The organism is Chryseosolibacter histidinae (assembly GCF_018598225.1).
GTDB lineage: Bacteria > Bacteroidota > Bacteroidia > Cytophagales > Cyclobacteriaceae > Chryseosolibacter > Chryseosolibacter histidini.
The window spans coordinates 103,958-117,456 of sequence record NZ_JAHESF010000006.1; the positions used below are offsets into that span (position 1 = coordinate 103,958).

6 protein-coding genes are annotated in these 13,499 nt (G+C 52.0%); 2 read left to right on the forward strand and 4 right to left on the reverse strand.

Annotated elements, in window-relative coordinates; translation table 11 throughout:
• Positions 1-21: 21 nt before the first annotated feature.
• Positions 22-1,014: an ROK family protein gene (locus KK083_RS08095; RefSeq protein ID WP_254162305.1), complete on the forward strand. Its 993-nt coding sequence runs from the start codon at positions 22-24 to the stop codon at positions 1,012-1,014.
• Positions 1,015-1,542: 528 nt separating this feature from the next.
• Complete coding sequence (locus KK083_RS08100; RefSeq protein WP_254162307.1) at positions 1,543-3,405, forward strand: tandem-95 repeat protein; 1,863 nt, start codon at positions 1,543-1,545, stop codon at positions 3,403-3,405.
• 138 nt (positions 3,406-3,543) lie between these two features.
• Here KK083_RS08100 and KK083_RS08105 read toward each other — a convergent pair whose 3' ends face one another.
• The 4 genes from KK083_RS08105 to KK083_RS08120 form a co-directional block, all read right to left on the reverse strand.
• On the reverse strand, positions 3,544-5,937 hold the full coding sequence (locus KK083_RS08105; RefSeq protein WP_254162309.1) for a DUF3536 domain-containing protein: 2,394 nt from the start codon (positions 5,935-5,937) through the stop codon (positions 3,544-3,546).
• A 104-nt stretch (positions 5,938-6,041) separates the two neighbouring features.
• Positions 6,042-8,021, reverse strand: a complete 1,980-nt coding sequence (glgB, locus tag KK083_RS08110) for a 1,4-alpha-glucan branching protein GlgB (RefSeq protein ID WP_254162311.1) — start codon at positions 8,019-8,021, stop codon at positions 6,042-6,044.
• A 172-nt stretch (positions 8,022-8,193) separates the two neighbouring features.
• Positions 8,194-11,544, reverse strand: coding sequence for a maltose alpha-D-glucosyltransferase (treS, locus tag KK083_RS08115; protein ID WP_254162313.1), 3,351 nt, complete (start codon positions 11,542-11,544; stop codon positions 8,194-8,196).
• A 1-nt stretch (position 11,545) separates the two neighbouring features.
• Positions 11,546-13,495, reverse strand: coding sequence for an alpha-1,4-glucan--maltose-1-phosphate maltosyltransferase (locus KK083_RS08120; protein WP_254162315.1), 1,950 nt, complete (start codon positions 13,493-13,495; stop codon positions 11,546-11,548).
• Positions 13,496-13,499 lie beyond the last annotated feature (4 nt).

Sequence of the window (13,499 nt, forward strand, 5' to 3'; positions counted from 1 at the left end):
AACCCAAAAATATTGCAGGAAATGAAAGAGTTAACCATTGGCATCGACATCGGAGGAACGAACACCAAGTACGGTATTGTCGATAAGGAAGGACAGGTTGTTTTCCAGGGAAGTATCTCAACTGCTGAATACAACGAGTTCAAGGATTACTTCAAGGGGCTTGCCAATGCCATCCGCCAGGCGATCCAGGGACTTAAAGGAGAGCACAAGATCCTTGGGATCGGTGTGGGCGCCGCCAATGGAAACTACTACAAGGGCACGATCGAACGTGCTACCAACCTGAAATGGAAAGGCATTATTCCGCTGGCAGATATGCTGAAGGAGGAATTCGATATACCCGCCATCATCACCAACGATGCCAATGCCGCCGCTGTGGGTGAAATGGTATACGGTGCCGCCAAGGGAATGAAGGATTTTGTTGTGATCACCCTGGGTACTGGTCTCGGATCTGGATTTGTCGCCAACGGTCAGCTGCTGAATGGCAAACACGGTATTGCCGGTGAAGTTGGCCATACTTCCGTGAACCCTGCCGGCCGCTATTGCAATTGTGGTAAACGCGGCTGCCTCGAAACTTATGTATCGGCAACAGGCATCAAACGAACCGTTTACAAGCTGCTTGCCGATCACCTGGAGCCCAGCGAGCTGCGGGGCATTGCCTTTGATAACCTCAACACCAAGATGATCACCGAAGCCGCGATCCGCGGTGACGTTGTGGCGCTGGCGGCGTTTGAATATACCGGGCGCATTCTGGGTATGAAACTGGCAGAGACCGTGGTGCATACCGATCCGGAAGCCATCTTCCTGTTTGGTGGTTTGTCACTGGCCGGAGACCTGATCTTCAAACCTACTATCCGCCACATGGAGGCCAACCTGATGCCACTCTTCCGCGGAAAAGTGAAAGTGCTTCCTTCAGGCCTTCAGAACCAGGCCGCCCCCATCCTCGGCGCCAGCAGCCTTGTATGGAACTACCTGGACAACACCCAGCAGAAGCAGCTTCAGAAGATTATTGCCTAGCCCCTGCCCTTCGAAAGAAGGTAATGTTTGTTGCTTAGCCTGCGCCTCGGAAGCAGAAGTTGACAGTTGACAAATGAACAATTGACAAAACGAGTCAAGCTTGACTTGGGGCACGTTTCTGCTCCTGATCAGTAACGTATCGTGCAAGCTTACACTACACGTTGTCAACTGCCCGTTGTCTACTGTCAACTTAACACGACCCATCTTTTGAAAGCCAGTTTTTGAAATAACACTTGCCCGTCATTCAACACAGATCCCCCGCCGCTTCGGAAGCCAAAGTTGACAATTGACAAATGCACAATTGACAAATCGAGTCAGGCCTGGCTTGGGGCGTGTTTCTGCTCCTGATCAGTAACTATCGTGCAAAGTTACACTACACGTTGTCAACTGCCTATTGTCAACTGTCAACTTTACACCACGCATCTTTTGAAAGCCAGTTTCTGAAATGACACTCCTAGTCATTCAATACGGGCCCCGCCGCTTTGGCATATAATTAGTACATCGACAAGATCTATCCACAGGTCTGTCATGCGCTATTGGTTTTTACTATTTTTTACCATCTCATGTTCTGTGCTGGCCACTGCCCAGGGGCCCAGAGACGACAACCGGAGACCCGATATCAAGGGGCAAAGAGAGATCATTATCAATGAAGATCAGTCCGTTACCCTTCAACTTACCGACCTGGTAGTACAAGACCGCGATGACTGGTTCTATCCCTGGGGTTTTACGCTGACCGTGTATCCGGGAAAGGATTATACGCTGAACGTGAACACTGTTATCCCAACCCCAAACTTTGCCGGCACGTTATCGGTCCCGGTGACCGTGAATGACGGTGAACAAGACAGTAAAAAGTTCGACGTCAAGATCGACGTACGCCCCGTGAACGACGTGCCCGTGATCACCGGTCAGGGCAGCATCGCCACGAATGAAGATCAGGCTTTTACGATCCAGGCTTCGCATCTAACCATTGTTGATCCTGATGACAATCAGTTTGCGCTGGAGCTCACCGCGGGGGCCAACTACACCGTGAGTGGCAACACTATTACGCCTGCGCTGAATTTCAGCGGAACGCTCTCCATACCCGTGCGGGTCAACGATGGCGAAGCTTACAGCCCTGTGTACAACCTGCAGCTCCCGGTAAACGCCGTGAACGATGCGCCTGTCATTACAGGTCAGCAACCCCTTGAAGGAGAAGTGAACCAGTTCTTCACCCTTCAGTTCTCACACCTGCAGGTAACCGATCCTGACAACACCTACCCTACGGGTTTTACGCTCAGCATTCTGCCTTCTCCCACTTACACGGTTTCCGGTAACCAGGTGAAACCCGCCGCCAATTTTTTAGGTGTGCTGCAAGTGCAGGTAAGGGTGAGCGATGGCAGCGCCAGCAGTGAACCGTACACGCTGCAGATCAAGATCAACCCCGGCAAGAACGGACCGACCATCACCGGTCAGGTTGCGCTGGCGGTCAATGAAGATCAACCCATCACACTGCAAATGTCTCATGTCACCGTGAGCGATCCTGACAATACCTATCCCACGGGATTCACGTTCCGCATACTGGAGGGAACAAACTACACAGCTTCCGGAATGGTGGTGACTCCCGCAGCCGATTTCAATGGCAGCCTTGCCGTGAATGTGGTGGTGAACGATGGCACTTCCGACAGTGCACCCTATGCGCTCATGATCAGCGTAAGACCTGTGAACGATGCACCGAAGATCTCAAAGATCGAGACCGAGGCCCTGGGGTATGCCGTGGGCAAAGGGCCAATGCCGATCTCACAGGTGCTGGAGATCACCGACCCGGACAACGATAGTCTTGCCCAGGCAGAGATCAGCTTCAAACCCGAAAGTTATTTGCCAGGCATCGACGAGCTGGCCTTCAAAACCGGTGAACGCATCAGGGGTACCTTCGATAAGCAGCGTGGTGTGTTGCTACTGTCAGGCATTGCACCGCTCGCCGATTATGAAAAAGCGATCCGCACCGTCACCTATAATTTCGTGACCACCGCCGATGTAGGCTTCGAGGGCAAGGTGCTGCTCATTGCCGTGAGTGATGGCAAAGCTGCGAGCGAAAAAGCCGAACGCCAGATCAGGGCTTCCGATATTGTTGTGGACCTCGATATCCCAACAGCGTTTACACCCAACGGAGATTTTGCCAATGATACGTGGAGCATCAAACCGCTGCGACACTCCGAAGAGCTTTCCAAGGCCATTGTCAGGGTTTACAACAAGCGTGGATACCTGCTGTTTGAAACAGTGGGCCTCGAAAAAGAATGGGATGGCCGCCTGAACGGAGAAGTGCTTCCCGCAGACACCTACTATTATACCATCGACTTCGACCTTCAATATGCGAGGAAGTCGTTTAAAGGGATCGTTGCAATTTTAAGATAGTGTGCCAATAATGGTCCATAGTCCATAGATCATAGTCGATGGCCTTCCGGTGAATATTCGAGTGTTTGCTGCTTCGTAGGGTGGTGATGCTTCTACTCCGATCTGCCATGGACTATCGACCATGGACCATGGACTTTTTCACTCCACCTTCACGCCCAGGTTCTCACCCAGCTGGAAGAACTGTTTCTTCCATTCAGGGGTGCGCCCGTTGCTTTCGATCACCTCTAATGAGATCTCGAAGAACAGGTTCTGGCTTCGGTACAGGTTGGGCCTCAGGTTGAACTTCACCATCAGCGGGAACAGCCTGTTGAGTCGTTCGATGCGTTTGTAGCTATCGCCTTCCGCGGCAATGCGTTTCAATTCCTTGAAGATACTTTCGCCGGCAAAACGCTCTACCTTGCCTGAATCTTCGATGCGCAGGTCCCACTTCACCAGCTCGCTCATGATGCGCTCCACCTGCCTGATGTTGATCTTGTCTGTCTGGAAACATTTGATCAGGTCGGCATTGAGAATGTATTCGAAGGTGGTCTTATAAGCGTTAGGTATAGGAATACCGTTGTGATTCAGGGCCATCACCAGCGGGTAATCGCGGTTGTAGATCCTTCTCAGGGAATCCTCCAGGTCGAGCATGCTCTGCTGGGTGATGAAGTTGAACACTTTCCGTTTTTCATCCTGGAAGAGCTGCCAGATGGTGTATTTTTCCGGGCCGAAGTACATCTGCATGAGACCGATGATATCACCCAGGCGGCCCTCTTCAAAAGCGCTGATCATGCGCACCTGCATGCTGGCGAACTTCTCCTCTTCCATGTCGAGCGAGATGTTGCCAATGATGTTGTGCTTGCCCATGTAAATTACCGCGAAGGCGAACTTCTTCTCCGAACGAGTCACATTCGATTTTACCTTGGTAACGCCCAGCACAAGCTTCTGCTCGCCGGCTTCCTTGCGAATGAACACCTCGTTGGAAGTGGTGTAGTTGAACACCGGGAAGGCGTCAGGGTCTTCTTCAAAGATCGAGGCAACGGCATAATGCATGCCCACCCGTTGCAGGTTGATCTTGGAAGGGATTACATACCGGGAATAAACGAACGAAGCGTTCTGCAATCCGGGAACGTTGCTGGGCACCTCCTCCAATCGTTTCCTGAATTCCATTTCAAGGTTCACATCGCTGATCTGGCTCACCAGCTGCATGGCGCGGCAGGCGTACTGCATGATCTGCGTTGTTTCAATGCCTGACACCTCATCGAAGAACCAGCCGCAACTGGTGTACATCAGCATGGCGTTGCGCTGAACTTCCATCAGCCGCAGGATGCTGTTCTGCTCTACACTTTTGATACAATGGTCGCGCAGGAATTTTTTAACGTTCTCGTCGTTACGTCTTAAGATAACATTGATGTACTCGTTGCGCGCTATCCAAGGATCCCGGAGCACGCCGGCCGTTTCGCGTTCATAGATCTTTTCCAGCTCCAATCGCAGCCAGTCGAGTGTTTCGCGCAGGGGCTTACGCCATTTCTGGTGCCAGGTCGGTTTGCTGCCGGTATTGCAGCCACAGTCGTTCCGCCAGCGCTCCACACCGTGCACGCAGCTCCAGGAGCTGTTCTCGTGGATCTGTGCCTCGTAAGCGGGTTTATGTTTCGAAAGAAAATGCGAGTAGTTGGTGAGGTTGCCAATGTTATTCCGCTCGATGTAATCAAGGCAGAAGGCCAGCGCCATATCGCCATGCTTGTGGTGGTGGCCATAGGTCTCACCGTCGGTGGCGATGTGTGAAAGCTGCGCCTCATTCGATTTATCCAATGTGTCGAGCAGGCGTTCGGCAAATTTCTTTCCATCGTTCAGCAGCCCGTTGAATGCCACACCTTGTGAGATGTCTCCGTCATAAAAGAAAAGCACGATGGAGTTGCCCGATGGAAGCTTATAAAGATAAGGCCGGCGCGTGTCGATGGGGCGCTGCTCTGTGCTCGACCAGGCTTCCTCTCCTATCTTGCGGAATCCCTTGGCCTGCCGGGGAGCGAGTACGGTGTATTTGATGCCGTGTTTCGCCAGCAGCTCCAGTGATTCGATGTCCACAGCGGTCTCGGCCAGCCACATGCCTTCCGGTTGCCGGTTGAAACGATAGGCAAAATCACGGATGCCCCAGATGATCTGGGTCTCTTTATCACGCGAAGTGGCCAGGGGCATGATGATGTGGTTATACACCTGTGCGATCGCTGATCCATGCCCTTCAAAGTTCTCCATGCTGTCGCGGTCGGCCTGCAGAATCGCCTCGTAGGTCTCCGGGTCGTTTGTCTCCATCCACGACAGCAGCGTGGCACCGAAGTTGAAACTTATACGCGAATAGTTATTGATGATCTTCTTAATGACGCCTTTGGAATCGAGGATGCGTGAGGCTGTGTTAGGGCCATAACATTCCGCGGTGATGCGCTCGTTCCAATCGTGGTAAGGGTGTGCCGAATCCTGAACTTCAATGACTTCCAGCCAGGCATTTTCTCGGGGAGGTTGATAAAAATGCCCATGAATGCAGATATACTTTTCCAATACGCTCTAGTTTATAAGTATGCGGTACAAGGTACGAAATACGAAGTACGAGGTACGGAATGCAGGGCGCTCCAACGTATTTCGTACCTCGTATCTCGTACCTCCTAAGTGCCCAGGTCGTTGAGCTCAAATTCGTTGATTTCTTTTTCGAGCCTGAGCACGACCATGGCCAGGGGTGGTAAAGTTAATGAAACGGAATAATCCCTGCCATGATATTTTACAGGCGATGTTGCAAGCAATCCGTGGTTCAGCACGCCACTTCCGAAATATTGCTGATCGTCAGAATTGAAGATCTCCTTCCACTGGCCCCTGTAAGGAACGCCAATGCGGTAATGATACCGGACCTCCGGCGTGAAATTACAGACCACAATGAGCATGTCTTCCCTGGCATCTCCATTCCGCTGGTAGGCAATCACGCTGTTCTCCCGATCGCCGTAATCGATCCATTGAAATCCTTTTGGGTCGAAAGCGTGCTGATACAATGCAAGTTCTGTTCTGTACAAACGGTTGAGGTCCTGCATGAGCTTCTGCACGCCCCTGTGAGGATCGTACTGCAGCAGATGCCAGTCGAGGCTCTTCTCGTGATTCCATTCCGCGCTCTGCCCGAACTCTCCACCCATGAACACAAGTTTCGAACCTGGATGTGTGAACATGTAGCTGAAGAGCAGCCTCAGGTTTGCAAACCGTTTCCATTCATCGCCGGGCATACGTCCGAGCAGCGATCCCTTGCCGTGAACAACCTCATCGTGCGAAAGCGGAAGCATAAAGTTCTCCGTGAACGCATACATGATGCTGAACGTGATCTCATTCTGGTGATACTTGCGGTGAACGGAGTCGTGCTTAAAATAGCTGAGCGTGTCGTGCATCCAGCCCATCATCCATTTTTGTCCGAAGCCGAGTCCACCCAGGTATGTGGGCCGCGAAACACCGGGCCATGAAGTCGACTCTTCGGCAATGGTAATGGCGTCGGGGAACTGACCGTACACTACCTCATTCATCTCTTTCAGAAAGGTGATCGCTTCAATGTTCTCATTTCCGCCATACTGGTTGGGGATCCACTCGCCCGCTTTCCGCGAATAGTCGAGGTACAACATCGAGGCCACCGCATCCACGCGCAGTCCATCGATGTGGAACTTGTCAAGCCAGTACACAGCGTTGCTGATGAGGAATGACCTTACTTCATTTCGGCCATAATTGAAAATATAACTCTTCCAGTCGGGGTGAAATCCCTTCCGGGGATCTTCGTGCTCGTAGAGATACGTACCGTCAAACGTGAACAGGCCATGCGCGTCTCCCGGAAAATGCGATGGTACCCAGTCGAGGATCACACCAATGCCTGCATTGTGAAAACAATCCACCATGTACATAAAATCCTCCGGGCTTCCGTAGCGGCTGGTGGGTGCGTAATAGCCGGTTAGCTGGTATCCCCAAGAGCCATAGAACGGATGCTCCATCAATGGCAGGAACTCCACGTGGGTGAATCCAAGGTCTTTCACATAGTTGACCAGCTCGATGGCCATCTCCGGATAGGTGAGCGAACGTCCGCCTTCGTCCATCTTTTTTCGCCATGAGCCGAAGTGCACTTCATAGACCGAATAAGGCTTGGGTTTACCAACCTGCCGTTTGCGCTCCTCGAGCCACGCCTGGTCTTTCCATTCGTATTTTGGCTGCCAGATGATGGAGGCTGTCTTGGGCGGTGTTTCGCAGAAGGTGGCAAACGGATCAGACTTCTCGAGCTGTTGGCCGCTATTGGAGTCGATCGCGTACTTGTAAGCTTCTCCGTGTTTGATGTCGGGAAAAAATCCTTCCCAAATGCCCGACTGATCCCAACGTGCGTGCAACACATGCTGATCACGTTTCCAGTGATTGAAATTACCGATCACCGACACTGTTCTTGCATTCGGGGCCCACACAGCAAAGTATGCTCCCTCCTGCCCGTTGTGCGTTGCCATACGCGCCCCCATCTTCTCATAAAGCTTATAATGCTTGCCCGACTTGAACAGATGTATATCATAATCCGTGATCAGGCTGAAGCTTTCCATGGTGGTGGTCTCGTGTTCTTTATTGGTTATCTTTTTTGCCATTACCTACTCGTTTATTTACGAAAGCGATCTCTAAGTACGAGGTACGTAAATGCCAGGTACGATCTACGAAGCACTGTATTCCGTACCTCGTCCCTCGTACTTCGTACCTTTTCCTTCATAGCGCTTCATTCTCAAACATACCTAAATCTCCTATCAACGCCATTCCCACTCCTTACTCCTTACTTCTTACTCCTGTCTCCTTCTTCTCTTTTTTCTCCTGAACATACCGATTCACCAAATAGTAAATCCCTCTCAGCGGTACGATCGTCCAGTCGGGGCGGCCATTCAGCTCGTAGCCCAATTCGTAGATCGCTTTTTCGATCAGGAATGTGCGGATCAGGATCTCATTCTCCTGAGAAAGATCCGTGCCCATACCCATACGTTCCAGATACGAGCCCAGGTAGAACCGGCCCACGTAATGCTGCCACTGTTCGGCGGCTTGCTCCAGTATGTCGATGTCCTGCTCGCGGTAGTTCTCATTCAGCAGCAGTTTGCCAAACGCTGCATAGTGAAACGACCGCATCATGCCCGCTACATCCTTGAAGGGATTCTTCTTGAGCCTTCGTTCGCTGAAGGAAAGACCGGGCTCTCCTTCGAAGTCGATGATCACAAAGTCTTTGCCTGTGAACAACACCTGGCCAAGGTGATAATCGCCATGAATGCGTGTTTTGATAGCGTTGATCCGGGCCTGGTACACTTCTGTGAACGCTTCCAGGATCGTGTCTTCCAGTTCCAGCACCTGTTTGGCAAGGGTCTGCGCCGGCGCATCGAGTTTTTGCATCGAAGCTTCCAGCAGTCCGAATCGATCGCGCAGCAGCTTCCGCAATGATGAATAAAGCGAGCGCTGGTAGTTGGTGGTAAAGCTCTCCGGCGCAAAGGCGGGGTTCGATGAATCTGAGCCGAGTGCGAGGTGCATCTCCGCTGTACGTTGCCCGAGGCGCACCACCCTTTCATAGAGTCCACGGCCGATGAACTCCTGCACCAACTCCGGGGCGTCTTCAAATTTCAGCGCCGATTTGTTGATCAGCTTCGGCAGCTTGACATTCTTTCCTTTGGTGATCACCCGTTCAAAATACCGGCCTACAGAATCCACCGACATACCCCAGGCTTCACCCTGGTTGTCCACTTTCTCTTGCAGGAGGCCAAACACAATGGTCTTGTCTTCAGCGTCTCTGTACTCGATGCTGCCGGCGTATTTAGGACAGTTCTGGAAAGTGGTATGCTCCGTGAGGAACCTGACGATCTCCAGGTCGGGGTTGATCTCTTTCTCCAGCTTGCGGTAGAACTTCAGGAAGAAACGGTCGTTGTAAATAATGGCGGTGTTGCTCTGATCGGCTTTCAGGATCTTCGAGTCGATCTCTTTCACATCAAGCTTGGCAAACACGCCCGAGTTGAATTCCAGCACGCCACCCTCATCATCTTTCAGCCGCAGCTCCTTGTTCATGCTCGTGAACAGGAAATCGCGGAAGTACTTGTCATAGCTGCTGTCCATGATAAAACCTGCCTTGCCCTGGATCTCGCCACGGCAAACCACGCTTTGAACGGTATACTCCACACGCTCGAGGATGCTATCTGACAATACAAAGGTGAGCGGCAGGAAATAAAATTCCGGGAGCCGCTGCACATAGTGTACTTCAATGATGGTGAGGAAATGGGTATCTCCTTCCACTTTCAGGGGGATCACTTTGTGTATGGCGATCTTACTGATGACCTTGGCCTTGCCTCCGAACCAGCGGCACTTCTTCATGAACGGCGGCAGGATCTTTCTTTCAAAGTGGCGGGCTTCGTTGTAGTTGTCGAACAACCGCTCCCACGAGATGTCTGTGCGCAGCAACGGCAGCTCGCCACTGGCCTCGGACTTTTCTTTCTTTTCGGCGCTGTCTACCTGGAACCAGAAATAACCATAGGGACCAATGGTGATGTCGTAGTTGCCTTCGCCCACGTTCATAAAACGGTTCTGGCTGAACACTTCCGTGATGTCGGACTCCTTGTATTCGGCAAGGTTGAGTGAAGCAGCCTGCGAGAACTGCGAGAGGTTAGCCACCACAATGATGCGTTGCTTCTCGTGTGTGCGGGCGAAAGCCAACACTTTAGCGTTAGAGCTTTCGATGAACCGGATATCGCCCCGGCCGAAGATGTTCAGCCTTTTGCGCATAGCGATCACGTGCTTCAGCCACCATAACAACGATGAAGGGTTCTCCTCCTGCGTGGCCACATTCACTGACTCATGCCGGTATACAGGGTCTGTGATGATGGGCAGGAACAGGCGCTGCGGATTGGTGTTCGAAAAACCTGCGTTGAGGTTCATGCTCCACTGCATGGGTGTACGCACGCCGTAACGATCGCCCAAGTAAACGTTATCGCCCATACCGATCTCATCGCCATAATAGAGCATAGGCGCTCCGGGCAATGAGAAGAGCAGTGTGTACAGCAGCTCGATCTTCCGGCGGTCGTTGTTCAGCAATGGCGCTAACCTTCTGCGGATACCGATGTTGAATTTTGTATGCGGATCGTTCGCGTAAGCCTTGAAGAGATAATCCTTCTCTTCTTCCGTCACCATTTCAAGGCCGAGCTCGTCGTGGTTGCGGAGAAACAATGCCCATTGGGTGTTCTGTGGTGTGGGTGGCGTCTGATCCATGATGTCGATGATCGGGTAGCTGTCTTCCGTGCGAAGGGCCAGGAACAGGCGTGGCATCAGCGGATAATGGAAGTTCATGTGACACTCGTCACCATTGCCAAAATAGGTGGCGGCATCTTCGGGCCACAGGTTTGCTTCCGCGATCAGGATCCTGTTCTTGTAATGCTTGTCCATGTGGGCGCGCAACCGTTTCACAAAAGCGTGGGTCTGCGGCAGGTTCTCACAGTTCGTTCCCTCCTCTTCAAAAAGAAAAGTCACGGAGGGCAAACGGAACCCGTCTACCCCCATCTTCATCCAGAAGTCCACCACCTTGATCATCTCCAGCTGCACTTCGGCATTTTCGAAATTCAGCTCGGGCTGGTGGTGATAGTAGCGGTGCCAGTAGTACGCTTTCGCTTCGGGATCGTATGTCCAGTTGGTCGATTCCTCCTCCGTAAAGATCACGCGGGCTTCCTTGTACTTTTCCGGTGTATCGTTCCATACATAAAAGTCGCGTGCGCGTGAGCCCTGCTTCGAGCGTTTCGCTTTTTTAAACCACGGGTGCTGGTCAGAGGTATGGTTCAGGATGAGCTCGGTGATCACTCTGATGCCACGGCGGTGCGCCTCTTTGAGGAAAAGTTTAAAATCAGCCAGGGTGCCGTAGTCGGGATGAACATCGTAATAATCTGAGACGTCATAACCATCGTCTTTCAGCGGCGAAGGATAGAACGGGAGCAGCCAGAGGGTGTTGATGCCCAGGTCTTCGAGGTAGTCAAGCTTCTGGATCAGCCCCGGAAAATCGCCGATGCCGTCGTTGTTGCTGTCGAAGAAGGCTCTTACATGTAGCTCGTAGATGATGGCGTCTTTAAACCAGAGCGGGTCTGTACTTTTTAATGGCACACTCATCTTACATGTTGGATTCGTGGATTTCTAATTTAAACAAATGGAAGGGCATTTTATAGGGGTCTATCTCGGTATAATTCCATTCCTGTGTCCACGTATAATGTTCGTCTGTCATCAGGTCGTGAAGCTTCACGTTGATCCTGTCTCCCAGCTTAAGCCGTTCTTTCGGCAGCTGCACATACCCCCACTGGCGGTTGTACGGATCGAGGTTCACCACGGTGAGTATGATACTGGAGAGATCGTCTGTAGCCTTGAGATACGCCAGCAGGTTAGGATTCTCCACATGACAGAACTGGATATTCCAGGTCGACTGCAGGGCCGCGTGTGCCTTTCTGGCCCTGTTCAGGATGCTGATGATATCCGTTAAGCGATTGGTGTGTTTCCAGTCGTATTTTTTGACTTCGTATTTTTCAGAATCGTGATATTCTTCCTTGCCCTGTACGGGAATGTTCTCGCAGAACTCATAAGCCGGTCCGTAGACGCCATAGTTCGAAGAAAGTGTTGCCGCCAGCGCCAGCCTCAGTATAAAGATGTTCTCCCCCTGGTGCTGCAGGTGAAACGGAAGAATGTCTGGTGTGTTGGGCCAGAAGTTGGGCCTGAAATAATTGCGCGACTGGCTGAACACCAGCTCGTTCATATACTCGACGATCTCCTGCTTGCTCACACGCCACGTGAAGTACGTGTATGATTGTGTGAAGCCCACTTTGGCCAGCGAGGCCATCACCTTCGGACGTGTAAAAGCTTCAGACAGGAAGATGATATCCTGGTGTTGTTTGTTGATCTCGGCGATCACCCATTGCCAGAACCGGATCGGTTTGGTGTGCGGGTTGTCGACCCGGAATACCTTTACACCCTGCTCGATCCAGAACAGGAACACAGACTTGAGTTCCTCCCACAGGTTCTGCCAGTCTTCCGATTCGAAGTTGAACGGATAGATGTCCTGGTATTTCTTCGGCGGATTCTCCGCATACTGGATGCTGCCATCGGGTCTTTGTTTGAACCAGTCGGGGTGCTCCTTCACATACGGATGATCTGGCGCGCACTGAAAAGCCACATCCATGGCAATGTCGATGTCCAGCTTCTTCGCTTCGGCGATCAGTTTTTTATAATCGTCCAGCGTGCCCAGCTCGGGATGGATGGCCTTGTGCCCACCTTCGTCACTGCCGATGGCCCAGGGTGACCCAGGTTCGCCGGCCACGGAGCGCACGTTGTTGTTCTTTCCCTTGCGGTTGATCTTGCCGATGGGATGAATGGGTGGCAGGTACAAAATATCGAAGCCCATGGAGGCAACACGCGGCAGCAGCTTCACCACGTCTTTGAAGGTGCCGTGTTTTCCTTCCAGCGATGCGGATCGTGGAAACAGCTCATACCATGCGCTGAAGTTCGCCTTCCGGTGCTCTACCGCTACCTTCAGCTCCTTCTCGTACTGCGTTTCAAACTCGATCAGCGGATGGTGGTGAACGATGTCATGGAATTCCTTGCTTAAAACAAACTCCACCGCATCGGCGTATTGCCCCTTGTTCTCCAGGGTTGCCGCGGCCGGGTTCAGGGCCGGATCTTTGGCCGCCAGCTTTCGCAGGATGATGGCACCCTCCATCAGCTCGATGTGCACATCCACTTTCGCAGCAGCTTTCTTTTTGAAACCATCATACCAGGTTTCGAAATGGTCTATCCAGGCATGGACCGTAAAAATGTAACCCACCTTCTCCTTTACTTCGAACGAAGCATACCAGTCGTCATTGTAACCGGCCTGCATCGGTGTTCGCTGCCAGTTCTTTTCGCCTTCTTTTTTATACAGCAGGTGTGCCCTGATGTGGTCATGCCCGTCGCCAAAAATATCGGCTGTTACGGTCACCAACTCCCCCACTGTACGCTTGGCAGGATAAAGGCCGCCGTCGACCTGTGGTTGTACATTTTCGATAACTACCCTGGATTGTCCTTTTATCTTGCTCATTAAT